This window comes from Streptomyces sp. NPDC028368, assembly GCF_055565615.1.
The window spans coordinates 29,451-52,439 of record NZ_JBVHTY010000012.1 but is presented as its reverse complement, the minus strand read 5'-3'; the positions used below and the strand labels follow the sequence as shown (position 1 = coordinate 52,439).

The window sequence follows — 22,989 nt, the reverse complement described above, 5'->3', positions numbered from 1 at the left end:
CGTCCACAGCCTGGCGGGTTCGCGGCCTCGCCGACACGCAGCCTCGCCGATCCGCAGCCCCGGCGGCGGTCACCGGCCGGTCTTCGCCGGTCGATCTTCATCGGCCGGTCTTCACCGGTGATCCTCGAACGTCCGTATTCGGAGGATCATCCAAGGAGCGGTGAGGGCAGCACTGAGGTGCGGATACCCTGGGGAGCGTGACGTTCCCGGTAGTCGGCATGGTCGGCGGCGGTCAGCTCGCCCGTATGACCCACGAGGCGGGTATCCCCCTCGGCATCAAGTTCAAGCTCCTCAGCGACACTCCGCAGGACTCGGCGGCCCAGGTGGTGAGTGAAGTCGTCATCGGCGACTACCGCGACCTGGAGACGCTGCGCGCCTTCGCCCGTGGCTGCGATGTGATCACCTTCGATCATGAGCACGTCCCCACCGAGCACTTGCGGGCACTGGAGGCCGACGGTATCCCCGTACGGCCCGGCCCCGAGGCTCTGGTGCACGCCCAGGACAAGGGGGTGATGCGCGCGAAGCTGGACGCGATCGGCGCGCCCTGCCCGCGGCACCGCATCGTTTCCGATCCCGAGGATGTGGAGCGTTTCGCGGCGGAGGGGGCCGGCTTCCCGGTGGTCCTCAAGACCGTCCGAGGGGGCTATGACGGCAAGGGAGTCTGGGTCGTACGTTCCTCCAAGGAGGCGGCCGAGCCGTTCCGTGCCGGCGTGCCCGTTCTGGCCGAGGAGAAGGTCAACTTTGTCCGGGAACTGGCCGCCAACATCGTCCGCTCGCCGCACGGCCAGGCCGTCGCCTATCCGGTCGTGGAGTCGATACAGGTCGACGGCGTCTGCGACACGGTGATCGCCCCGGCGCCCGGTCTCGACCCCGAGCTGGCGGTCAGGGCCCAGGAGCTGGCGCTGCGCATCGCCAAGGAGCTGGACGTCGTCGGCCACCTGGCCGTCGAGCTCTTCGAGACCGCCGGACCCGACGGGAAGCCCGCGATCCTGGTCAACGAACTCGCGATGCGCCCGCACAACTCCGGCCACTGGACCCAGGACGGCGCGATCACCTCGCAGTTCGCCAACCACGTCCGTGCCGTGCTCGACCTCCCCCTGGGTGATCCGCGCCCGCGCGCCACCTGGACGGTGATGGCCAACGTCCTCGGCGGCGACTATCCCGACATGTACGCGGCGTATCTGCATTGCATGGCGCGCGACCCGCAGTTGAAGATCCATATGTACGGAAAGGACGTGAAGCCCGGCCGCAAGGTCGGCCACGTCAACACCTACGGCGACGACCTGGCCGACGTGCGCGAGCGCGCCGCGCACGCCGCCGGCTATCTGCGAGGAACGATCACCGAATGACCTCCAGCTCCTCAAGCCCCCTGGTCGGCGTCGTCATGGGCTCCGACTCCGACTGGCCCGTCATGGAGGCCGCCGCCCAGGCGCTCGCCGAGTTCGAGATCCCCTACGAGGTCGATGTCGTCTCGGCGCACCGGATGCCGCGCGAAATGATCGCGTACGGCGAGGACGCCGCCGGGCGCGGCCTCAAGGCGATCATCGCGGGCGCCGGGGGAGCCGCCCACCTCCCCGGGATGCTCGCCTCGGTCACCCCGCTGCCCGTCATCGGTGTCCCCGTCCCGCTGAAGTACCTGGACGGCATGGACTCCCTCCTGTCCATCGTGCAGATGCCCGCCGGGGTCCCGGTCGCCACCGTCTCGGTCGGCGGCGCCCGTAACGCGGGACTGCTCGCCGCCCGTATCCTCGCCGCCCACGACCCCGAGCTCCTGGGCCGCATGCGCGAGTTCCAGCAGGAGCTGAATGACCAGGCCACCGAGAAGGGCAAGCGGCTGCGCAACAAGGTCGCCGCCCCCGCCGGCTTCGGCTTCGGCGGCGGCAAGTGAGCTCCGCGGAGGACGCCGCGCGGGACCTGCTCGCCCGCTGGCCCGTCGTCGACGGGCACAACGACCTGCCCTGGGCACTGCGCGAGCAGGTCCGCTACGACCTCGACCGGCGCGATATCGCCGACGACCAGTCCGCGCATCTGCACACCGACATCCCGCGGCTGCGCTCCGGCGGCGTCGGCGCCCAGTTCTGGTCCGTCTACGTACGGGCCGACTACGCGGGCGACAAGGCGGTCAGCGCCACCCTGGAACAGATCGATGCCGTACGGCAGTTGGTCACCCGCTACCCCGGTGATCTGCGCCTGGCGCTCACCTCCGGCGACATGGAGGCGGCCCGCGCGGAAGGCCGTATCGCCTCCCTGATGGGCGCCGAGGGCGGCCACTCCATCAACAACTCGCTGGCCACCCTGCGCGCGCTGCACCAGCTGGGTGTGCGTTATATGACGCTCACCCACAACGACTCGCTGGCCTGGGTCGACTCGGCGACCGACGAGCCGCGGGCCGGCGGCCTCAGCGCCTTCGGCGAGGAGGTCGTCCGCGAGATGAACCGCCTCGGCATGCTCGTCGACCTCTCGCATGTCGCCGCCGCAACGATGCGGGACGCCCTCCGGGTCAGCCGCGCGCCGGTGATCTTCTCGCACTCCTCCGCCCGCGCGGTCTGCGACCACCCCCGCAACATCCCCGATGACGTCCTGGCCCAGCTGCCCGCCAACGGCGGCATCGCGATGGCCACCTTCGTCCCGAAGTTCGTGCTGCCCGCCGCGGTGGAATGGACGCTGCGCGCGGACGAGAACATGCGCGCCCACGGCCTGCACCACCTCGACACCACCGAGGCGGGCATGACCGTCCAGCGGGCCTTCGAAGCCGCCCACCCGCGCCCGATGGCCACCGCGGCCACCATCGCCGACCACCTCGACCATATGCGTGAGGTCGCGGGCGTCGACCACCTCGGTATCGGCGGCGACTTCGACGGCACCGCCTTCACCCCGGCCGACCTGGCCGATGTCGCGGGCTACCCGAACCTGATCGCCGAACTGCTGGACCGCAAGTGGTCCACGGCCGACCTCGCCAAGCTCACCTGGCAGAACGCGGTCCGCACGCTGCGCGCCGCCGAGGACGTGGCACGCGAGGAGCAGGCCCGGCGCGGCCCGTCCAACGCCACGATCGAGCAGCTCGACGGCTAGGGCCTGTCCGAGGGGCCGGGGCGGAAGGCCCTGGCGGGCAACCAAGCGTCCCGGCCCACCGCCCACCGCAACCCACAACGGCTCCTGCCCCGGTCCACCACGACGCAGGGTGGTAACCCGTACGCATCGCTCACCGTGAACCGTACGGGTCCGCGTGCGACGGTGGCGTCACCACTGCCCGCCCGTCGCCCCTCAACGAGCACTGGCGCGCGCCCCTCCGTCCAGGAAGTACGCCATGGCCGATCTCGCCCCTGCCGAGCTGACCGACCCCACCGGCGTCCCGGAGATATCCGGCCTCGCGGACCCTGACGGGACCGCCGCCCCGGAGGCCGCCGCCCCCGATGCCGCCCCCGACGCCGAGCCCCTCGGCCCGCTGCCGCTCAATCTGCGCGGCCCGCTCGCCCGAGCCCGCGCCCTGCTTGCCGCACACCCCGTCGTCGACGGCTGTAACGGTCTGCCCTGGGCACTGCGGCAGCGCACCGGCCACGACCTGACGCCCGGCCACCGCTTCGACCTCGACCACGGCGAGACGGGCCTGCGCACCGACATCCCGCGGCTGCGGGCCGGCGGCGTCGGCGGCCAGTTCTGGTCCCTTCAGGTGCCGACCGAGCTGACCGGCGACGTGGCCCTCAGCGCGACCCTCGAGCAGATCGACTTCGTCCACGCGCTGGTCCGCACCTACCCCGAGACGCTGCACCTGGCGCTCACCGCGGACGATATGGCCGAGGCCCGCAACCGCGGCCGGATCGCTTCGCTGCTCGGATCCGCCAGCGGTCACGCCCTCGACAGCTCGCTGGGCGTGCTGCGGTCCTTCTACCGGCTCGGCGTGCGCTCCCTGGCGCTCACCGCCGACCGCAACACCCCCTGGGCGGACTCCGCCACCGACGCCCCGAAGGCCGGCGGGCTCACGGGGTTCGGCGAGGAGGTGGTCCGCGAGATGAACCGCCTCGGCATGCTCATCGACCTCTCCTGGTCCTCCGCCGACACCATGCGGCACACCCTGGAGATCACCAAGTCCCCGGTGCTCCTGTGCCACACCGCGGCCCGTACGGTCACCGGGCACCCCCGTAACGTCCCCGACGAGGTGCTCTCGCTGCTGCCCCGCAACGGCGGCATCTGCATGATCACCTTCACCCCGGAACACCTCACCGAAGGCGGCGACCCCGCCTCCGTCCAGGACATCGCCGACCACCTCGACCATGTGCGGACGGTGGCCGGACCCGACCACATCGGCCTCGGCGCCGGCTTCGACACCGATCCGGCCACCGCGCACCGCAGCCCGCTGCCCGATGTCGCGGGCTATCCGCTGCTGATCGCCGAACTCATCGACCGGGGCTGGTCGGTCCGCGATCTGGCCGCTCTGACCTGGGGCAATGCGCTACGGGCGGTGCGCGGTGCGGAAAGTGTCGCGCGTTCGGTCCGGGGCCGCCGGATGCCGTCCACGGCGACCATAGAGCGGCTGGACGGGGCGCGGGTATGAGCGCCCCGGGCGGCCGCGCGGATTACTTCATGCACAGGCAGAAGGGATGCCCGGCCGGGTCGAGATAGACCCGGAAGTCCCGCTTGCCCTCGTCGTGCTGAACGAGCTTCGCCCCCAGCCCGACGACCTTGGCCTCGGCCTCTTCGATGTCCGCGCTGCGCACGTCGAAGTCGAGGTGGAGCTGCTGCGGCTGGTCCTGGCCGGGCCAGCGCGGCGGCCGGTACCCCTCGTCCACCCGCTGGAAGGCGAGCGCGCGGCCGCCGGGTCCTACGACCTCGACCCATTCCGCGTCGTCCGCGCCCTCGACCTGCCGGCCGAGCACCTCGGCGTAGAAGGTTGCGAGCGCCCGTGGGTCGGGACAGTCCAGCACCGTGACGCCGAGATCGATCAGAGCCATGGCGTTACCCCCTTGTCGCATCAACCGGTAACTTCGTGTGGTTACTGCATGATGGCCCTTTGCCGGTAACGTGACAAGGGTGACCGACCGAACAGCTCCGGATGCCCTGCTTTTGGTGCAGGGCCTGGTGAACACCCTCGACGTCGAGACAGGGGAGGACGCGCTGACGGCGGAGGGCGGGCCGCGGGCCTTCTTCCGCGAGTACGGAGTGCCTGAACTCACCCTGAATGAAGGGGAGTTGGCGGAGCTGAGGGGCCTCCGCGAGGCGCTGCGCGCGGTCTGTGCGGCCCATACGACCCGTACCGGGGTGGACGCGGAAGCGGCCCGGACCCTGGACCGGCTGCTGTCCCGCGCGCCCCTGGTCCTGGCCGTCGGCCCCGACGGCGGCGCGGCGCTCCGCCCGGCCGCCGCGCTCCGGGGCGCCGGGCAGCTCACGGCCCGGATAGCCGCCGGCATCGCGACCGCGGCCGCCGACGGCACCTGGACCCGGCTCAAGGCCTGCGAGGCCCACGACTGCCGCTGGGTCTTCTACGACAGAAGCCCGGCCGGCCGCAGCCGCTGGTGCACCATGGCGGTCTGCGGCAGCCGGGCGAAGATGCGGACCTACCGCGCCCGGCGCGCGGAGTCCTGACGGCCGAGCGACGTCATGCCCGGTGGGCCTTGTCCGTGGTGGCGTCAGGCGCGGGGGCGGCCCAGCGCCCGGTACGTCCATCCGGCCTTCCGCCACAGCGCGGGATCGAGGGCGTTACGGCCGTCCAGAATGCGGCGCTCGGAGACCGCCTCGCCCAGGGCGGCCGGGTCCAGCTCGCGGAACTCGCGCCACTCCGTCAGATGCAGCACCACATCCGCGCCCCGCACCGCCTCCAGCGCACTGTCCGCATAGGCCAGCGTCGGGAACAGCCGTCGCGCGTTCTCCATCCCCTTCGGGTCGTAGACCGTCACCTGGCCGCCCTGGAGATGGATCTGCCCGGCGACATTGAGCGCGGGCGAGTCCCGTACGTCGTCCGAGTCCGGCTTGAACGTCGCGCCCAGTACGGCGACCCGCTTGCCCAGGAAGCCGCCGCCCACCGCCTCCCGGGCCAGCTCGACCATATGGCCGCGGCGCCGCATATTGATGGAGTCGACCTCGCGCAGAAACGTCAGCGCCTGGTCCGCGCCCAGCTCGCCGGCGCGCGCCATGAACGCCCGGATGTCCTTGGGCAGACACCCGCCGCCGAAGCCGATACCGGCCCGCAGGAACTTCTTGCCGATCCGCTCGTCATGCCCGATGGCCTCGGCCAGCTTCACCACATCGCCGTCGGCCGCCTCGCACACCTCCGCCATGGCGTTGATGAACGAGATCTTCGTGGCCAGGAAGGAATTGGCGGAGGTCTTCACCAGCTCGGCGGTCGGGTAGTCCATCACCACGAACGGCGAGCCCTCGGCGATCGGCGTCGCATAGACCTCCCGCAGCAGCTTCTCGGCCCGCTCGCTCGCCACACCCGCCACGATCCGGTCGGGGTGCAGGGTGTCCTGGACGGCGAACCCCTCGCGCAGGAACTCCGGGTTCCAGGCCAGCTCGGCGGCCTCCCCGGCCGGGGCCCGCTCCGCCAGCCGTACCGCGAGCCGGGCCGCGCTGCCCACCGGCACCGTCGACTTGCCGACGACCAGCGCGGGCCGCGTCAGATGCGGCGCCAGCGCATCGAAGGCGCTCTCCACGTACGACATGTCGCACGCATACTCACCATGCTTCTGCGGCGTGTTCACGCACACGAAATGCACATCACCGAACGCCCCCGCCTCCTCGTAGGAGGTGGTGAAGCGCAGCCGGCCGCTGGCCCCCTCGATCCCGGCGACATGCCGGCCCAGCAGATCCTGAAGCCCCGGCTCGTACATCGGGACCTCGCCGCGCTGCAGCATTTCGATCTTCTCGGGCACCACATCCAGGCCCAGCACCTCGAAACCCAGCTCGGCCATGGCGGCGGCGTGGGTGGCACCGAGGTAGCCGGTGCCGATCACAGTGATCTTGAGGGCCATGGACGCTCCAGACGCTGAGGAAGAAAATGGCGCTGACCGAGCATAGTCGCGCCCCCCGCGCCCCTCCCGGCCGCTCGCCCCCTCTCCGGGAGGCTGTCGGCAACCTCACGTATCCGTGAGCCCGGCCGAGGCCTAGAATCCGATGAGGTAACGGGTTACTTAACGGTAGTTAGCACTGTAGTCATCAGCTCACAGGGGAGTGAGAAACCTTGGCGGGAACCGCTGATTTCGATCTGTACCGGCCGGCGGAGGAGCACGACATGCTCCGCGAGTCGGTGCGCGCCCTCGCCGAGGCGAAGATCGCACCGTTCGCCGCCGCGGTGGACGAGGAGGCGCGCTTCCCCCAGGAAGCGCTCGACGCGCTGGTCGCCAACGACCTGCACGCCGTCCATGTACCAGAGGCCTACGGCGGCGCCGGCGCCGACGCGCTGGCCACCGTCATCGTCATCGAGGAGGTCGCCCGCGTCTGCGCCTCGTCCTCCCTGATCCCGGCGGTCAACAAGCTCGGCTCGCTCCCCGTCATCCTCTCCGGCTCCGAGGAGCTGAAGAAGAAGTACCTGGGCCCGCTCGCCAAGGGCGACGCGATGTTCTCGTACTGCCTGAGCGAGCCGGACGCGGGCTCGGATGCGGCCGGCATGAAGACCAAGGCCGTGCGCGACGGCGACTACTGGGTGCTGAACGGCGTCAAGCGCTGGATCACCAACGCCGGCGTCTCCGAGTACTACACGGTGATGGCCGTCACCGACCCCGAGAAGCGCTCCAAGGGCATCTCGGCCTTCGTCGTCGAGAAGGGCGATGAGGGCGTCTCCTTCGGCGCCCCGGAGAAGAAGCTCGGCATCAAGGGCTCGCCGACCCGCGAGGTCTACCTCGACAACGTCCGCATCCCCGCCGACCGCATGATCGGCGCCGAGGGCACCGGCTTCGCCACCGCCATGAAGACCCTGGACCACACCCGCATCACCATCGCGGCCCAGGCGCTCGGCATCGCCCAGGGCGCCCTGGACTACGCCAAGGGCTACGTCCAGGAGCGCAAGCAGTTCGGCAAGCCGATCGGTGACTTCCAGGGCGTGCAGTTCATGCTCGCCGACATGGCTATGAAGGTGGAGGCGGCCCGCCAGCTCACCTACGCCGCGGCCGCCAAGTCCGAGCGCATCTCGGCCGGCGGCAAGGACGAGGACCTCACCTTCTTCGGCGCGGCCGCCAAGTGCTACGCCTCGGACGCCGCCATGGAGATCACCACGGACGCCGTCCAGCTCCTCGGCGGCTACGGCTACACCCGCGACTACCCGGTCGAGCGGATGATGCGCGACGCCAAGATCACGCAGATTTATGAGGGCACGAACCAGGTGCAGCGGATCGTGATGGCGCGGAACCTGCCGCAGTAAGCAGGGACCGGAAAAGAGCAGCCGGAAGAGCACCGGAAACGCAGCCGGAAAAGACCGGAAAAGAAGGGGCCCCGGACCGCAGTGGCGGTCCGGGGCCCCTCTTGCACCGGTCTGCTGCCGGGCCGCCGGTCAGTTCCCGCTGACCGTGACCTTCTCGTCGTTGTTCAGCTGCTGTACCAGCTGCTGCACCTTGGTCTTGTCCCAGACCAGGTTGCCGCCGGTCGAGCCGGAGACCGGCATGTTCATCGACTTGCCGTCGCCGCCCATGACGCCCTTCATCGCGAAGAACATCTGGCCCAGGTCCCACAGGCTCATGTCCTTGTCGACGACGAGCGTGTCCAGGCCGGCGCTCATGGTCGGGTAGAGCTTGAAGGGGTTGAGGACCGTACCCGGGGTGGCGACCTGGCCGGCCAGGGTGCCCAGGAACTTCTGCTGGTTCTTCGTACGGTCCAGGTCACTGCCCGCGAAGGCGTGCCGGGTGCGGACGAAGGCGAGGGCCTGCTGGCCGTTGAGGGTCTGCTTGCCCGCCGGGAAGTCGGCGCCCGACCACTTGTCCTTGAACGCCTTGGGGATGTCCATCTCGACACCGCCGATCGAGTCGACGATGTTGGCGAAACCGGCGAAACCGATCTCGACGTAGTGGTCGATGTGCAGATGGGTGTTGGACTCGACGGTACGCACCAGCAGCTCGGGGCCGTCCTCGGCGTAGGCCGCGTTCAGCTTGGTGTGCCGTCCGGTGCCCGGGTACTTCTTGCCGGAGTCCGAACCGACGAAGCTGGGTATCTCGACGTCCGAGTCACGGGGCAGCGAGACGAGCGTCGGGCCGTTGGAGCCGTCGTGCAGGATCATCATGGAGTCGGTGCGCTTGCCCTCGGCGGAGCCGGTGTGCAGCTTCTTCTTCTGCTCGGCGGTCATGCCCTCGCGGCTGTCCGAGCCCACGATCAGGTAGTTGGTGCCGTCCCCGGTCGCCGGCCGGTCGATGACCTTGCTCAGGTCCACCTGGCGGCGCAGCTTGCCGTCCGCCCAGAAGTACGTGGCGACGGAGGCGACGGCCAGCACCACGACCACGGTCAGCACGGTCCACTTGATGCGGCGGCCCCAGTTGGGACGGGGCCGGGCGCCGCGGCCCTGCGGGCCGTAGTCGTCATAGCCGTCGTCGCCGCCGCGGCCGCCACCGCCACCGCCGTAGACCTGGCCGGTGTTGTAGCCGCTGTCGTAGTCGTCGTAGCCCTGGGACTGCTGCGGCGGTACGGACCCTCGGCGCGGGGACATCCCCGGGGGCAGCGGGGGTTCGCTCCGGGGGTAGCCGGACCCCGCGTCGCGCCGCACCTGCGGCATGGCGCGCGCACCCTCCGGATCGGCGCCGCTGCCGCGTCCGTACCGGTTGCCGTTCTGGTCCCCGGACCACCCATTGGGCCACTCATTCATAGGGGAGAGTGTGCACGCCGGCAGGGGCCGCCCAATAGAGCAGGTGCGGGATAGGACCAGGGCTGTTGCAGACCTGATGCAAAGCGACGACGGCCTTCCGGGCCATACCGCAAGGGGCTGTGACCATTCCGGCGCGGCCGTCGGAACCCACCCTTCCCGATGGTTTCCGACGGGGGCAGGGAGACGAGCATCACGCAGGGAGACAGTCGTCACGAGACGGGCGTCACGTACCGTCCGGGGCGGGTCCGCGGCCGCCCCGCTTAGGCTGGCTGCATGACCGAACTCGTCACCCACAGCCCGGAGGGCGAGCTCTCGGGCAAGCCCACGTCCGTCTCCCGTACGACGCTGTCGCACATCATGACCGCCGGAGACACCAATCTTCTCGGGACCGTGCACGGTGGCGTGATCATGAAACTGGTGGATGACGCGGCGGGCGCGGTGGCCGGCCGCCACTCCGGCGGCCCGGCGGTGACCGCGTCCATGGACGAGATGGCGTTCCTCGAACCGGTCCGCGTCGGCGACCTCGTCCATGTGAAGGCCCAGGTGAACTGGACCGGCCGGTCCTCCATGGAGGTCGGCGTGCGGGTCCTGGCCGAGCGCTGGAACGAATCCACCCCGGCCCAGCAGGTCGGCTCCGCCTACCTCGTCTTCGCGGCCGTCGACGAATACGGCAAGCCGCGCCGGGTACCGCCGGTCCTCCCCGAGACCGAGCGCGACAAGCGCCGCTATCAGGAGGCCCAGATCCGCCGCACCCATCGGCTCGCCCGACGGCGCGCGATCATGGAACTGCGGGAGCGGCGGGCGGCCGAGGGCCTCGACGAGGGGTAGGAAAGCCGAAGGGAACCCGAAGGGGAGCCCCGCGGGAGGCCGTGGCGCCCTTGCCGGGCGCGGTGGGCACGGCCAGTCTGGTCGGGCACGGCCGACGGCCGTCGGCGTGTTCCGTCACACGTCTGGAGTGAGGGTGGCTTCCTTCGTCCTGCCCCATGCCCTGCACGGCCGGGGGCCGCACAAGGTCATCGCCGTACACGGCTGGTTCGCCGACCGGTCCACCTTCGACCCGGTCCTGCCGGACCTGGACCGGGACGCGTTCCAGTACGCGCTGGTCGACCTCCGCGGCTATGGCGAGGCCAAGGACACGGCCGGCGCCTACACCACCGGCGAGGGGGCGGCCGATGTGCTGGCGCTCGCCGACCGGCTGGGCTGGGACCGGTTCTCGCTGATCGGTCATTCGATGGGCGGCAGTGTCATCCAACGGGTACTGGCCGCGGCACCCCACCGCGTCCGCAGGCTCGTCGGCATCTCACCGGTCCCCGCTTCCGGGCTGCCCCTGCCACCACAGCAGTGGGAGCTGTTCTCCGCCGCGGCCCACACCCCGCGGAACCGGCGGACCATCATCGACCTCACCACCGGCGGGCGGCGCCCGGCCGCCTGGCTCGACCGGATGGTGCGGCGGTCACTGGAGTGCAGCGAACCCAAGGCGTTCCGGGCCTGGCTGGACTCCTGGGCCGGGGAGGGCTTCGCGGCCGAGGTCGAGGGCTCGGCGGTGCCGGCGCTGGCGGTGGCCGGGGCGCTGGATCCCGCGCTGACCGCCGAACTGACCCGGCAGACATGGATGCGCTGGTACGCCAACAGCGTGCTGGTCGAACTGCCGTCGGCCGGGCACTACGCCATGGACGAGACGCCCCTTGAGCTGATCCGGGCCGTGGAGGACTTCCTGCGCGCCGACGGCACGAGCGAGCGGCCGGACGCCGGATGACCGGGCCCGCAGCCGGTGCCACGGATCCCACGGATCCGGCCGCACCCCACGCGCCGGATGTGCCGGACGTCTTCGACCCACGCGGCTACGCCGACGGGCTGCCGCACGCCGCCTACCGGCTCCTGCGCGACCGGCATCCGGTGGCCTGGCAGGAAGAGCCCGAGGTGCTCGGCTGGCCCGCAGGACCCGGCTTCTGGGCGGTCACCCGGCACGACGACGTCGTACGGGTCCTGAAGGACGCACGCACCTTCTCCTCCCGCTTGGGCGCCACCCAGATCCGCGATCCCGACCCCGCCGACCTGCCGTTCATCCGCCGCATGATGCTCAATCAGGATCCCCTGCGCAGGGGAGACCCCAATGACCACGGGCGGCTGCGGCGGCTGGTCAGCCGTGCCTTCACCCGGAGCCGGGTCGGCCACTTCGAGGCCGTCGTGCGCGGGCGGGCCCGCGGCCTGCTGACGGCGGCGGCCGGTGCGGCCCGCGCCGGCAGCGGCGAGTGCGACCTCGTCACCCATGTCACGGACGACTTCGCGCTGCTCAACCTCGCCGACCTGCTCGGTGTGCCGGCCGGTGAACGCGGCCTGCTCCTGGGCTGGACCCGGCGCGTCATCGGCTACCAGGACCCGGACGAGGCGGGCCCGCCCGCATCCGGACCCGACGGGCGTCCCGCCAACCCCCGCTCCCCGGCGATGCTCCAGGACATGTTCGCGTTCGCACGGGAGCTGGCCGCCCACAAGCGACGGCATCCGGGCGACGACATCATGACCGTCCTCGCCGCGGACGGCGAACTGGCCACGGCCGAGCTGGAGATGTTCTTCTTCCTGCTGACCATCGCGGGCAACGACACGGTACGCAGCGCGGCCCCCGGCGGCCTGCTGGCACTGGCCCGGCACCCGGACGCCTACCGCGCGCTGCGCAGCGGCGCGGTGGGAACGGCGACGTGTGTGGAGGAGCTGCTGCGCTGGCACCCGCCGGTGCTCAGCTTCCGCCGGACCGCGGCCTGTGACACCGAACTGGCCGGCCGTGCGATACGCGCCGGCGACAAGGTGGTCGTCTTCCACGGCGCGGCCAATTACGACGAGCGGGTCTTCGCCGCCCCGCACCGGCTGGACCTGGCCCGTAACCCCAATCCCCATGTCTCCTTCGGCGACGGCCCGCACGTCTGCCTGGGCGCGCACCTCGCCCGGCTGCAGCTGCGGGTGCTCTACGAGGAGACGTGCAGCCTGCTGCCCACGCTGGCGGTCGCCGAGCCGCCGCAGCGCCTCGTGTCGAACTTCATCAACGGTCTGAAGTCGCTGCGTCTGCGGCTGGTGGACGCTCCGGCCGCGTAGGGCCGGACCACAGCCGGGCCGCCGCCAGCCGCGCCAGGAGCCCCAGCCCCGCCCCGGTCACCGTCCCGGCCGCCGCGCACAGCACATCGTCGATATCGGCGATCCGCCCGGCGCGCATCAGCAGCTGGGCGGTCTCGACGGACGTACAAAGGCCCACCCCCAGCAGGAACGCCGCGGCGGCCGACCAGCGCGGTGCCGCGAAGCGCAGCAGCAGCGGTCCCGGTACGTACAGCGCGGCGTTGGCGATCTGCTGGCGGATCAGCATCTCCAGTTCCTGGGGCTGCAGCGGGGCGCCCGGGTCGAAGAGTCCCTCGCCGGGCCGCCACCACAGCGTGGCGTCGCCGGAGCCGATGGGCTGGGTGGGGGCGAGGGTCACCGCGAGGAGCACGAGAAGCCAGAGGGCCAGGAGCACGGCGGCCGTGGTGCGGGGCGCGGGGCCGGTGGGGGCGCGGGCGCTCCAGGTGGCGAGGGACAGGGCCAGGGCCACCATGGCGGTGAGGAAGAGCGTCACGGTGGTGGGGGTGAGGGCCAGTACCGCTGCCTGCCACATGCTGCGCTCCTTGCGAGGACCCGGGACCTGGACCTGGGGTTCAGGCGCAGCTCCACTTGGTGACAAAGACCTTTCCGGCGTGCTCCATCACGCCGCGGATGCATTCGTCCGGCAGCACTTCCACCCGGCCGCCGCCGGTGAGGACGCCGTGCCGCATGCGGCCGGTGCCGAACCAGCCGGGGAAGGCGGTGATCCTTGCGTTCTTGCGCTGATAGCCCAGGCGCACGGTGATCGGCCCGGCGCCCTCGTGCCGCCGGTAGGCCGCCGTATACCTCCCTGTCGTGCCCACCGGGCCGCGCAGGCACAGCCGGCCGTTGGCCAGGTCCCCGCAGCCGGTGGGGGCGGCGGGGGCCGGCGGGGCCGCGGCGGCGGTGGCGGCGGCCAGGCACAGGGCGGCGAGGGTGATGCCGGCCCGGGGGGCGTAGCGGTGGGCGGCCGGGCGGTCCGCGTGCTGCCGGGGCCGGGTGCGGCGGGGCGCGGGAACGGTCATGGGCACACCGCCTGGTCGCCGGTGATCGCCCCCACGCCGCCCGGGGCCTGCGGCGGCTGCTCCGCCTTGACCGGTGTCACCGCCTTGAAGTCGTCGCCGACCGTCACCTGGAGCACCGGGCCGCGGCCCGGCATCGGGCGCAGTTGCGCGCCGGGCAGGGCGGCGGCCAGCGAGCGGGCCGAGCGGTCCCAGCGCGGGTCGTAGTCGATGACCGTACGGGGCGTGGCGCCGTGCGCCGTGTTGCCGGGGACGCCGGCATTGGCGAAGCCGGTGGCGTGCAGCGCCTTGGCGACGGTGTCACCGAGGCCGGGCCGGGCGGTGCCGTTGTCGACATGGACCTTGACCTGCGCCGGCGGCACGTCCACGACCGCCGTGCGCGGCTGCTTCTTGTTCCTGACGGGGCGCTCGGCGATCGGCTTGTCCTCGCGGATGGCCTGGAAGAGCTGCCGGGCGGCCGCCGGGTCCCAGCGGACGGCCTCGCCGCCGCCCGGCAGCCGCAGGTTCTCCTTGGTCAGGGGCACGGAGACGAACTCCGAGGAGGAGGGGGTGAAGCCGCGCATCGCCTGGCCGAGGTCGACCAGGTCGTTGGCCTCGAAGCCGGAGTCGGCCCGTACGGACGCGAGCATCGTCTCGGCGACGTCCTTGAAGCGGATGGGGTTCATCAGGACCCCGGAGGAGGTGATCTTGTGGATCAGGGACGCCAGGAAGCGCTGCTGGCGGTGCATGCGGCCGAGGTCGGCGGAGGCGTCGATGTGGCGGGAGCGGACGTACTGGAGGGCCTGGCCGCCACCGAGGAGCGTCTTGCCGGCGGGGAGGTCGAGGCCGGAGAAGCTGTCCTTGAGCGGGTGCGGGGTGCAGACCTCCACTCCGCCGACCGCGTCCACGCTCCGCATGAAGCTGGTGAAGTCGACCTCCAGATAGTGGTCGATGTGCACGCCGGTCATGTGCTCGACGGTCCGTACGGTGAGGTTGGGGCCGCCCTCCGCGTACGCCGCGTTCAGCTTGACGGGGTGCTCGCGGTGCCGCCGGCCGGTCGCGGCGTCCTCGTGGTCGGGGACCTCGGCGTAGGAGTCACGCGGCAGGCTGATGATGCTGGCGCGGTCCCGCTCGGCGGAGAGGTGCACCAGCATCAGGGTGTCGGTGCAGTGACAGGGCACGCCGCCCAGGTGGTACGTCCGCTTCTCGTCCTTGGTGAGCTTGTCGCGGCCGTCGGTGCCGACGACCAGGAAGTTCAGGCCGCTGCCGCCGCCGGGCCGCTCGTCGGTCGGCATGCCCTTGAAGGCGTCCACCCGGCCGATCCGGGTCTCCACGCCGGTGACCATGGCGTGGCCCGCGGCGCCCGCGCCCAGCAGCACAACGGCGGCGACGGCGCTGGACCGCAGCCCCCAGCGCTTGCGCGGCGGGCGCCGGTGCCCCGTGGGCCGGGCATTCCGGCGGGCGGTGGGGCGGGAGGAGCGGGACGGGGCGGTCACGGGGACACCTCCGCGGCGGGACGGCAGGACGGTCGGCCGGGAACGAGGGGCAGCCGGTGTGGCCGGCGGGTCGGAACGATGGGTCGGGACAAGTCGGGATGAAGTCGGCGAGAACACCGTAGGCCTATATGATCGACTGCAAAGCATCACACGCCGGGCATCGGCCGCCCGGCCACCCGTCCGACGTCCGCCGCTGTCCCCCGTTCGCGGTAACGTGAGGCGTGATACCGCAGTCTCCCGGCGGGCGCTGCCGCCCATGGCGGCTCACCGCGGGCCGTACCCCCGAGGAACCATGCCGCAGCAGCAGCCCCCGGCCGTCTCCGTGATCATGCCGGTGCTCAATGAGGAACGTCACCTGCGCAATTCGGTCCGGCACATCCTGGAGCAGGAGTACGCCGGCGAGATGGAGGTGGTGATCGCCCTCGGCCCGTCCACGGACCGTACGGACGAGATCGCCGCCGAGCTGGTGGCCGAAGACGCCCGCGTGCACACCGTGCCCAACCCCACCGGCCGCACCCCCGCCGCGCTGAACGCCGCGATCAAGGCCTCCCGGCACCCCATCGTCGTACGCGTCGACGGCCACGGCATGCTCTCCCCGAGCTACATCGCCACCGCCGTGCGCCTCCTGGAGGAGACCGGCGCGCAGAACGTCGGCGGCGTCATGCACGCCGAGGGCGAGAACGCCTGGGAGGACGCGGTCGCCGCCGCGATGACCTCCAAGGTCGGCGTGGGCAATGCCGCCTTCCACACGGGCGGGCAGGCGGGGCCCGCCGAGACCGTCTACCTCGGGGTGTTCCGGCGCGAGGCGCTGGAGCAACAGGGCGGCTACAACGAGGAGTTCATCCGCGCCCAGGACTGGGAGCTGAACTTCCGCATCCGCGAGGCGGGCGGCCAGATCTGGTTCTCCCCCGAGCTGAAGGTCCAGTACCGCCCCCGCCCGAGCATCAAGGCGCTGGCCAAGCAGTACAAGGACTACGGCAAGTGGCGGCATGTCGTCGCGCGCTACCACGCGGGCTCGATCAATCTGCGCTATCTGGCGCCGCCGACCGCCCTCTGCGCCATCGCGGCGGGTGTCGTCGTCGGCGCGGCCGTCACGCCCTGGGGCCTTGTCGTCCCGGCCGGCTATCTGGCGGCCATCACGGCGGGTTCACTCCCGGCCGGCAAGGGGCTGTCGCTCAAGGCCCGCGCCCAGATCCCCGTCGCGCTCGCCACGATGCACATGTCGTGGGGCTACGGGTTCCTCACCAGCCCCCGGTCACTGGCCCGGAAGGTCATTGCGAGCCGGCGACCCTCTGTTTCCCCCCACGTCGTCGGGTGACACCGCCGTACCCCGTCTGTTGTCTCTTCGCCCGCCTTCGGCGGGCGGGGTGGGGTCGGATCAGCCACGGCCGACCCCACCCCGCACATCACATCGCGACCAGCCCCACACCCTCCCCCGGTCCCGCCGCCGGGCGGGGCACAAAACCACCGGACAGACACGGCGCCGCACCCGGCAACGTGGGGAAGAACCCTCAGAACGCGTAGGTGGGGTTCACCTTCATGCACGCCTTCTTGTCGTCCCCATTGAGCGCGTCCGCGCTGTCCGGTGCCTTGTCCGCGGCCTTGTCGCCGCCCGGCTTCTTCGGGTACTCCGTTCCCGCGCGCCAGTCGTTGCCGACCACCAGGCGCATCCCCGAGGCCGAACTCGACTCCTTCACCGCGCTCTTGGACAGGCCGAGCGCCTTGGCCAGCGCGAGGGCGTCGCCGCGCTGCGCCTTGTCCTTGTACGTGATGGTGGTGTCGGCCTGGGTGGTGAGGGCGGAGTCGGTGCCGGCGGCGGTGTAGCCGAGCTGGGCCAGCTGCTGCTGGATGACGGTCGCGCGGCCGGAGACCGGGCCCGTCACGCCGCTGTTGGTGCCGTTCTGGACGACAACTCTCAGGTCGCTCTTGGGAGTTGACGGCTTGGGGTCGGGCGCCGGCTTCTTCTTGGCGCCCTTGCCGTCCAGCGCGGTGTCATTGCGCATCATCGCGAAGGTCTGCTCCGCGTCGCCGGGCTTGGGCAGGACATATGCCTCGCCGGGGCCGTATACCCAGGGCATGGTGACCATCGTGATGCGCTTGGTGGGCACCCGGTTGAGGTCGCCGCCCAGGTCGTAGAGCTTCTTGACGGTGTCGAGCCCGTTGTCGACGGTCAGCGCCTTGGTCGCGGCCTCGGCCAGATCGCGCAGCTGGCCGGGGTTGGTGAGCTTGGCGCCCTTCTTCAGCTGGCGGACCATGGAGTTCATGTACATGTGCTGGGCCTTGGCCCGGCCGATGTCGGTGTTGTCCTCGAAGCCGTAGCGGGTGCGCAGCCACTGGAGGGCCTGGACGCCCTTGACGGAGTGGGTGCCCTTGGTCAGCTTCAGGCCGCTGCCGTGCCCCTTGCTGTCGTGCGAGTAGACGTTGCCGTCGACGCAGACCGGGACCCCACCGATGGCGTCCGCCATGTCCACCACGCCGGAGAAGTCGACCATCATGAAGTGGTCGATGTAGATGCCGGTCAGCTCCTGCCAGGTGGCCAGCGTGCAGCCCGGACCGCCGTGCTGGAGCGACTGGTTGATGGCGGCGGTGGTCTGCCGGTAGACCTCGTGGGTCTTCGGGTCGGTGCACTGGGGGATGGCGACGCGGGTGTCGCGGGGTATGGAGATCACCGACATGTTGCTGCGGTCGGCGGAGACGTGCAGCAGCATCTGGACGTCGGCCAGCGGCTTGCGGTCCCGGTCCTGGCGGGCGCCGCCCAGCTTGATGTTCGCCTCGCTGTTACGGCCGTCGGAGCCCAGCAGCAGGATGTTGAGCGGCGTCTGCCCGAACGCATTGGGATCGGGCTTCTTCAGATCGCCGCCGCCCAGGGTTCTCGGCGCCTTGCGGAGGTTGGCGTTGAGGTGCTCGTAATACCAGTACCCGGCGCCCGCCCCGGCGACCAGCAGGAAGCCGAGGCCGAGCGCGGTCCAGCGCAGCACCTTGCGGCCCTTGCCGCCTTTCTTGCGGCGGCGCTGGCGCCCTTTGCGGCGGCCGCCCTCGTCGGGGGCGGGCGGCCCGTCGCCGTCGCCGTCCGGCGGTGTCCAGCCGGGTGCGTCCGGCGGCAGCCCGCCGTCGTTCAGGCTGTCGTCGAAGCCCAGTCTCTGTGGTCCGGACCGGCGCTGCCCACGTGATCGCTCACCGCGCACACTGCTCTGCCGCATTGGGCCCTCTCCCCGTTGTCACTTCTGTGGTGCGCTCGGCGCCTTTGCAGGCGGCCGGATCCCGCTCAGGTCACTTGGCGCAGATGTTCTTGTCATCTGCATTGACGTTCTGAACACCGTCCGGGGTTTCCGTCGGCGCCTCGATCGGTTCGCCCGCTCCGTGGAAGTCCTTGCCGAGGGTCAGCTTCATCGGTACGCGGTCGCCGGCGTCCTGCGACGACTTCTTCAGCGCGCTCTTGGGCAGACCCATCCAGTCGGCCAGCGTGGCGGCCTGGTCGGCTTGGTTGGGGGCGTACTCGAGAGTGGTCCTGGCCACCTTCTGCGGGGCGTTGCCGGCGTTGGTGGAGAGCCGGGCGGCCTTGGTGTTCTGCAGCCAGTCCACGGTCTCCTGGGCCGAGCCGATCGGCCCGCCGCCGTTGGTGACATCGACCCGTACGAGCTCCGGCGGGGCCTTCTTGACCGGCGCCTTCTTGCCCTTGGACTTCCCCTTGGCCAGGGCGTGGTCGGCCTGCACCATCCGGAACAGGGGCTCGGCCTTGGCCTGGTTGAGTATGACGGTGGCCGGGTCCTTGGGGTTGTCCAGCACCGGCACCGTCGCGAAGGTGATCTTGTTGAGGTTCACCTTCTTCAGATCGGTGCCGAAGTCCATCAGCTTGCTCGCGGTGCCGATGCCGGTGTCGACGGTCAGCGCCTTGGTCGCCGCCGTGGCGACGTCCAGCAGCTTGCTCGGGCTGCTGAACGCGCTGGACTTCAGCTTGCGGATCAGCGAGCTGAGGAACTGCTGCTGCATCTTGATCCGGTCCAGGTCGCTGCCGAACCCGATGGCGTGCCGGGTACGGACGAACGCCAGCGCCTGCTCGCCCTTGACGATGTGCCGGCCGGCCGTCAGCTTCAGGTGTGACTTGGGGTCGTTGATGTTCTTGGCGGCGCACACCTCGACGCCGTCCACCGCGGTGGACAGCTCCTTGACCGCGTTGAAGTCGGCCATCATGAAGTGGTTGATCTTCAGTCCGGTCAGCTTCTCGACGGTGCGCCAAGTGCAGCCCGGGTCGCGGCCCTCCTGGCCGAGGCTGGTGTTGAAGCGCGTCTGCTGCTGGCCGGGAATGGTCTTGACCGAATCGTCCTTCTGCTTCGTCGGGCAGTTGGGGATGTCGGTGATCAGGTCGCGCGGAATGCTCAACGCGGTCGCGTTCGACCGGTCCTTGGAGATGTGCATCAGGATCGTGGTGTCCGCGTGCCCGACGCTGCCGGCGTCACCGTAGCCCGAGTCGCCCTTGCCGTCGCGGGCGTCCGTGCCGATGATCAGCAGGTTGACCGGGCCGCTGGAGACCGCGTCGTTGTTGATGCCGACGTCGACCTTGGAGATGTTGCCGTCCAGCTGCTGGTAGATGACGTACGCGGTGGTGGCGGCGGCCACCAGCACGAACCCCAGCACACCCGACGTCCAGTACAGCGCCTTCTTCTTCCCGGACTTCTTCGGCTTGGGCCGGCGACGGCTCGCGGGGCCCGAAGCCATCGCGGTCGCCGTGGCCTTGGCGGCGGCGCGACGCTCCGCCCGGCCGCCGGCGGGCCGCTTGCCCGCGCCGTCCCGGGCGTCGCCACGCCGGTCGCGCTGGGTCGGCAGCGGACGGGTGTCGGTGTCGTCGCCGGGCTCCGCCGGTTTTCTCCGGGCACGTCTGGGGCCGGGGGCCTTACGGCCGGCGGGCCGGTCCGCGGCTTGACCGGCAGGGTCAAGCCGCAGCTCGTAGTTGCCGGTGTCCGGATCGAACACCCACTGATCGGCGGGGTCGACGTTGTCGTCGCCCGCCCGCCCACGGCCTTGCGCGTCCACGGTGCCCTGAATCCTCCGTCGGTGGCGCGGCGCCTCCCCCTCAAGGCGCTCGGTCGGTCGATCGTGCAATACCTGTTGAACTTGCTGAACATGGCGAGCATGGTCAACGGCCGCTGGTCTGGCGGACCGGATCGCTCACACTATCCGCCCAGTTCAGCGCCCCGCGACGCTCGTGACAAATTCCACTTCCCTACAACTGGGCAATCCGCCCAATCCATTCAAGACGCCGCGTGTTCCTTTGCGGCATCTTTATTCGCAGGTCCCGCGTTCCGCGGTCGTACCGGGAAAGGCCGGCCCCGGACCGGCGGGCGGGGAGGGCGCGGCGGGCGCGTCGTCGGAACTGCCGTCCGAGGCGGCGGTGGTCTCCTCGGGGGCCTTGGCGGGCGCCACCGCCACCGGCCGGTCTTTGCGCAGCTCACCGAAGAGGCGGTCGGCGTCCGGCTGCACCAGCTCGTCCCGATTGGGGTTGTAGCGGTACTCCTGCCGCGGCACGGTCAGGAACTGCACCCGGTCGGTCGGAATACTGCGCATGCTGCGGACCAATTCGTACAGGCCGGTGAGCGAAGCCAGATCCGCATCGGTGGTCAGTGAACTCGTCGCGGCATCCAGCACCGGATACAGCCGCGTCGGATTGAGCAGCACACCATTGCTTTGCACTTTCTTCACGAGCGCGCCAAGAAACTCCTGTTGGCGTTCCATACGCTGCGTGTCACTGCCGTCACCCAGGCTTTTCCGTGCCCGTACAAATCCGAGCGCCTCCTCCCCGCGCAGGGTCTGCCGGCCGGCGGGCAGCACCACATGCGCCTTGGCGTCGTTGACGGGCCGGTGCAGACAGATCTCGACGCCGTCCACCGCGTCCACCATCTTCTTGAACCCGACGAAATCGATGATCATGTGGTGGGTGACCCGGATCCCGGTCATGTTCTCGACCGTACGGATCGTGCAGGCGGCACCGGCGAACTGGAACGCCCAGTTGAACTGCGCCGTCTGCTCGGCGATCTCCTTGCCGTCGGAGCGTTTGCAGTGCGGCACCTGCACCATCAGGTCACGCGGGATGCTGACCGCGGTGGCGCTCTTCCGGTCCGCCGCCAGGTGCAGCAGGATCGTGGTGTCCGAACGCTGGGTGCCGTTGTCCGCGCCGTACTCCTCGTTGCCGTTGCCGCGGTTGTCGGAACCGATCAGCAGGATGTTCTCGGCGTTGGGCGGGCCCGGGTCGGGCCGCTCGGACTCGTACTTCTCCAGCTCGTTCTGGGTGTCGCTGTCGAACCGGATATTGCCGTTGAGCTTGGTGTACAGCCCCCAGCCGGTGCCGGCCGTGACCAGCACGGCGGCGGCCGTCCCCAGCGCGGCCCGGCGCATCCAGTGGAGGGGCGAGGGCGGGGTGCGCGGCGGGCCGGGACCGTCGCCCGCGACGCCCGACCGCAGCGGGCGCGCCCCCCAGCCCGGGAACCTCGCGCCGCGCGCCGCAGGACCGGCCCCCTCGTCCGCCCGTCCGGCTCCCTCGGCGGGGCCGCCCTGACGGGCGGACGGAGTCCCGGGGCTCTCGGTCACGTGTGCGTCCCTCCCTCACGGAGTCGGCGTCGCGCCCGCACGCGGAGCCCGGTCGATGGGGACGGACGGAACCCGCGCATGGTTGTACGTACTCAAAATCCTGGACCGAAACGGGCGGAGCGGCCCGCTCAAGCCCGGGATCGCATCCGCCGGACGGGGGAGGGAGCGCTCAGGAAAGGCCGCGCGGCGCCGTGTACGTGACCTTCTCGGTGGCCTCGCGGTCGGCCACCCCGTCCGCGTCCAGCCGCTCCAGGTGGCGGCAGAGCACCACGGAACCGCCGGCCGCGAGCGGCGCGTAGAGCCCGTACGACAGGCCCTGCCAGGTGTCGTACGACAGCCCCGACAGCACCCGCGGCGCCCCGGGCATCCCGGCCGCCGCGGCATCGGCCAGCGCGCGCTCACCGATTCCGGCGCCGGTCAGCTCCTCGCCGCCCACGGTCAGCGCCACCGCGCCCGCATCCACCGGCACGAACGGCGCGAACCGGTCACCCTGGCCCGGCACCTCGACGGCGTAGTCCGCGAAGCCCGCCGGCGGCTGCGGGAAGCGGCCGCCCAGTGGGCGCAGCGCCAGCGCCACCCGCTCCCCGGAACAGGCCAGCGCCGCCTGCAGGGTGTCCGGACCGCTGACGACGAGATCGGCCGCGGCCGGATCGCCGCCCACCTCCGCGACCACGCCGACCGAGGAACACGCCACCAGCCAGACGGCGGCCTGCCAGTGGGCGGGCAGCAGCAGCGCGAGCCGGTCGCCGGGCCCGGCGGCCAGATCACCCTGGAGATAGTTGGCGGTCTTGGCCACCCAATTGGCGAAGGTGGCGACGGACAGTTCCACACGCTCGCCGGTGGCGTCGTCGTAGAAGGTCACCAGCGGGCGGGCCGGGTCCGCGGCGAGCGCGGAACGCAGCAGGTCGGCGGGGGTGCGATCGGTGGCGTTCATCGCGGACAGGGTACGCGCGGCGGCGGCTGACGGTCAGTGGGGCGCGGCAGGCCGGGCCACCGGTTCGGCCCAGACGCAGGCCGCCGTTCGGCCGAT

Annotated in this window: 20 protein-coding genes; 10 read left to right on the top strand and 10 right to left on the bottom strand. The window is 71.1% G+C overall.

The features are described 5' to 3' along the window. The first annotated feature begins 197 nt into the window (after nt 1–197). From ACZ4S3_RS26065 to ACZ4S3_RS26050, 4 genes are all read left to right on the top strand, one after another. A complete protein-coding gene (locus ACZ4S3_RS26065) occupies nt 198–1,349 on the top strand; it encodes a 5-(carboxyamino)imidazole ribonucleotide synthase (protein ID WP_467938148.1) in 1,152 nt (383 codons plus the stop codon). After that, on the top strand, nt 1,346–1,888 hold the full coding sequence (gene purE, locus ACZ4S3_RS26060; RefSeq protein ID WP_467938146.1) for a 5-(carboxyamino)imidazole ribonucleotide mutase: 543 nt from the start codon (nt 1,346–1,348) through the stop codon (nt 1,886–1,888). Before ACZ4S3_RS26065 ends, purE begins: the two co-directional genes overlap by 4 nt. After that, entirely contained in the window at nt 1,885–3,072 is a 1,188-nt protein-coding gene (locus tag ACZ4S3_RS26055; protein WP_467938144.1) for a dipeptidase, read from the top strand. The genes purE and ACZ4S3_RS26055 overlap by 4 nt, the downstream gene beginning before the upstream one ends. Nucleotides 3,073–3,457: 385 nt before the next feature. Beyond that, nucleotides 3,458–4,552, top strand: coding sequence for a dipeptidase (locus tag ACZ4S3_RS26050; protein ID WP_467938513.1), 1,095 nt, complete (start codon nt 3,458–3,460; stop codon nt 4,550–4,552). 22 nt (nt 4,553–4,574) lie between these two features. Here the strand turns inward: ACZ4S3_RS26050 and ACZ4S3_RS26045 are convergent, their stop codons facing one another. Further along, entirely contained in the window at nt 4,575–4,949 is a 375-nt protein-coding gene (locus ACZ4S3_RS26045; protein WP_467938142.1) for a VOC family protein, read from the bottom strand. Between the two features lie 79 nt (nt 4,950–5,028). Between ACZ4S3_RS26045 and ACZ4S3_RS26040 the strand changes: the two genes are divergently transcribed. Then, nucleotides 5,029–5,580 (top strand): CGNR zinc finger domain-containing protein, encoded by a 552-nt coding sequence (locus ACZ4S3_RS26040; RefSeq protein WP_467938140.1) that lies wholly within the window; start codon nt 5,029–5,031, stop codon nt 5,578–5,580. A 44-nt stretch (nt 5,581–5,624) separates the two neighbouring features. On the opposite strand, the gene ACZ4S3_RS26035 is transcribed toward ACZ4S3_RS26040, so the two are convergent. Further along, the gene (locus tag ACZ4S3_RS26035; protein ID WP_467938138.1) at nt 5,625–6,965 is read right to left on the bottom strand and encodes a UDP-glucose dehydrogenase family protein; all 1,341 of its coding nucleotides are present in this window, start codon (nt 6,963–6,965) and stop codon (nt 5,625–5,627) included. A 209-nt stretch (nt 6,966–7,174) separates the two neighbouring features. Here ACZ4S3_RS26035 and ACZ4S3_RS26030 point away from each other — a divergent pair, with 209 nt between their 5' ends. Further along, nucleotides 7,175–8,350 carry an acyl-CoA dehydrogenase family protein gene (locus ACZ4S3_RS26030; protein WP_467938136.1) on the top strand — a complete coding sequence of 392 codons (1,176 nt, stop codon included), beginning with the start codon at nt 7,175–7,177 and terminating at the stop codon, nt 8,348–8,350. A 129-nt stretch (nt 8,351–8,479) separates the two neighbouring features. Here ACZ4S3_RS26030 and ACZ4S3_RS26025 read toward each other — a convergent pair whose 3' ends face one another. Beyond that, nucleotides 8,480–9,778, bottom strand: a complete 1,299-nt coding sequence (locus ACZ4S3_RS26025; RefSeq protein ID WP_467938134.1) for an LCP family protein — start codon at nt 9,776–9,778, stop codon at nt 8,480–8,482. A 273-nt stretch (nt 9,779–10,051) separates the two neighbouring features. Here ACZ4S3_RS26025 and ACZ4S3_RS26020 point away from each other — a divergent pair, with 273 nt between their 5' ends. The 3 genes from ACZ4S3_RS26020 to ACZ4S3_RS26010 all read left to right on the top strand — a co-directional run bounded on the left by ACZ4S3_RS26020 (nt 10,052) and on the right by ACZ4S3_RS26010 (nt 12,865). Further along, nucleotides 10,052–10,606, top strand: a complete 555-nt coding sequence (locus ACZ4S3_RS26020) for an acyl-CoA thioesterase (RefSeq protein WP_467938132.1) — start codon at nt 10,052–10,054, stop codon at nt 10,604–10,606. A 133-nt stretch (nt 10,607–10,739) separates the two neighbouring features. Next, the gene (locus ACZ4S3_RS26015) at nt 10,740–11,534 is read left to right on the top strand and encodes an alpha/beta fold hydrolase (protein WP_467938130.1); all 795 of its coding nucleotides are present in this window, start codon (nt 10,740–10,742) and stop codon (nt 11,532–11,534) included. Continuing rightward, nucleotides 11,531–12,865 (top strand): cytochrome P450, encoded by a 1,335-nt coding sequence (locus tag ACZ4S3_RS26010; RefSeq protein WP_467938128.1) that lies wholly within the window; start codon nt 11,531–11,533, stop codon nt 12,863–12,865. The genes ACZ4S3_RS26015 and ACZ4S3_RS26010 overlap by 4 nt, the downstream gene beginning before the upstream one ends. On the opposite strand, the gene ACZ4S3_RS26005 is transcribed toward ACZ4S3_RS26010, so the two are convergent. From ACZ4S3_RS26005 to ACZ4S3_RS25995, 3 genes are read right to left on the bottom strand one after another with little or no spacing between them, the layout of a single operon-like run. Continuing rightward, entirely contained in the window at nt 12,813–13,415 is a 603-nt protein-coding gene (locus ACZ4S3_RS26005; protein ID WP_467938126.1) for a VanZ family protein, read from the bottom strand. The genes ACZ4S3_RS26010 and ACZ4S3_RS26005 overlap by 53 nt on opposite strands. Before the next feature lie 40 nt (nt 13,416–13,455). Further along, the gene (locus ACZ4S3_RS26000) at nt 13,456–13,905 is read right to left on the bottom strand and encodes a hypothetical protein (protein WP_467938124.1); all 450 of its coding nucleotides are present in this window, start codon (nt 13,903–13,905) and stop codon (nt 13,456–13,458) included. Continuing rightward, the gene (locus tag ACZ4S3_RS25995) at nt 13,902–15,377 is read right to left on the bottom strand and encodes an LCP family protein (protein WP_467938122.1); all 1,476 of its coding nucleotides are present in this window, start codon (nt 15,375–15,377) and stop codon (nt 13,902–13,904) included. Before ACZ4S3_RS25995 ends, ACZ4S3_RS26000 begins: the two co-directional genes overlap by 4 nt. 292 nt (nt 15,378–15,669) lie before the next feature. Between ACZ4S3_RS25995 and ACZ4S3_RS25990 the strand changes: the two genes are divergently transcribed. Then, nucleotides 15,670–16,695 carry a glycosyltransferase family 2 protein gene (locus tag ACZ4S3_RS25990; RefSeq protein ID WP_467938120.1) on the top strand — a complete coding sequence of 342 codons (1,026 nt, stop codon included), beginning with the start codon at nt 15,670–15,672 and terminating at the stop codon, nt 16,693–16,695. Between the two features lie 193 nt (nt 16,696–16,888). On the opposite strand, the gene ACZ4S3_RS25985 is transcribed toward ACZ4S3_RS25990, so the two are convergent. The 4 genes from ACZ4S3_RS25985 to ACZ4S3_RS25970 form a co-directional block, all read right to left on the bottom strand. After that, on the bottom strand, nt 16,889–18,577 hold the full coding sequence (locus tag ACZ4S3_RS25985; RefSeq protein ID WP_467938118.1) for an LCP family protein: 1,689 nt from the start codon (nt 18,575–18,577) through the stop codon (nt 16,889–16,891). Nucleotides 18,578–18,647: 70 nt separating this feature from the next. Then, nucleotides 18,648–20,408, bottom strand: coding sequence for an LCP family protein (locus ACZ4S3_RS25980; protein ID WP_467938116.1), 1,761 nt, complete (start codon nt 20,406–20,408; stop codon nt 18,648–18,650). A gap of 249 nt (nt 20,409–20,657) precedes the next feature. Continuing rightward, nucleotides 20,658–21,959 carry an LCP family protein gene (locus ACZ4S3_RS25975; protein ID WP_467938114.1) on the bottom strand — a complete coding sequence of 434 codons (1,302 nt, stop codon included), beginning with the start codon at nt 21,957–21,959 and terminating at the stop codon, nt 20,658–20,660. Between the two features lie 169 nt (nt 21,960–22,128). Further along, nucleotides 22,129–22,893: a TIGR03089 family protein gene (locus ACZ4S3_RS25970; protein ID WP_467938112.1), complete on the bottom strand. Its 765-nt coding sequence runs from the start codon at nt 22,891–22,893 to the stop codon at nt 22,129–22,131. Nucleotides 22,894–22,989 lie beyond the last annotated feature (96 nt).

What these genes read in the sequence shown, in the direction of transcription:
- purE (WP_467938146.1), top strand. Translation starts at nt 1,346, where the DNA reads ATGACCTCCAGCTCCTCAAGCCCCCTGGTCGGCGTCGTCATGGGCTCC.
- ACZ4S3_RS26045 (WP_467938142.1), bottom strand. Translation starts at nt 4,949, where the DNA reads ATGGCTCTGATCGATCTCGGCGTCACGGTGCTGGACTGTCCCGACCCA.
- ACZ4S3_RS26035 (WP_467938138.1), bottom strand. Translation starts at nt 6,965, where the DNA reads ATGGCCCTCAAGATCACTGTGATCGGCACCGGCTACCTCGGTGCCACC.
- ACZ4S3_RS26025 (WP_467938134.1), bottom strand. Translation starts at nt 9,778, where the DNA reads ATGAATGAGTGGCCCAATGGGTGGTCCGGGGACCAGAACGGCAACCGG.
- ACZ4S3_RS26020 (WP_467938132.1), top strand. Translation starts at nt 10,052, where the DNA reads ATGACCGAACTCGTCACCCACAGCCCGGAGGGCGAGCTCTCGGGCAAG.
- ACZ4S3_RS26010 (WP_467938128.1), top strand. Translation starts at nt 11,531, where the DNA reads ATGACCGGGCCCGCAGCCGGTGCCACGGATCCCACGGATCCGGCCGCA.
- ACZ4S3_RS26005 (WP_467938126.1), bottom strand. Translation starts at nt 13,415, where the DNA reads ATGTGGCAGGCAGCGGTACTGGCCCTCACCCCCACCACCGTGACGCTC.
- ACZ4S3_RS26000 (WP_467938124.1), bottom strand. Translation starts at nt 13,905, where the DNA reads ATGACCGTTCCCGCGCCCCGCCGCACCCGGCCCCGGCAGCACGCGGAC.
- ACZ4S3_RS25990 (WP_467938120.1), top strand. Translation starts at nt 15,670, where the DNA reads ATGCCGCAGCAGCAGCCCCCGGCCGTCTCCGTGATCATGCCGGTGCTC.
- ACZ4S3_RS25985 (WP_467938118.1), bottom strand. Translation starts at nt 18,577, where the DNA reads ATGCGGCAGAGCAGTGTGCGCGGTGAGCGATCACGTGGGCAGCGCCGG.
- ACZ4S3_RS25970 (WP_467938112.1), bottom strand. Translation starts at nt 22,893, where the DNA reads ATGAACGCCACCGATCGCACCCCCGCCGACCTGCTGCGTTCCGCGCTC.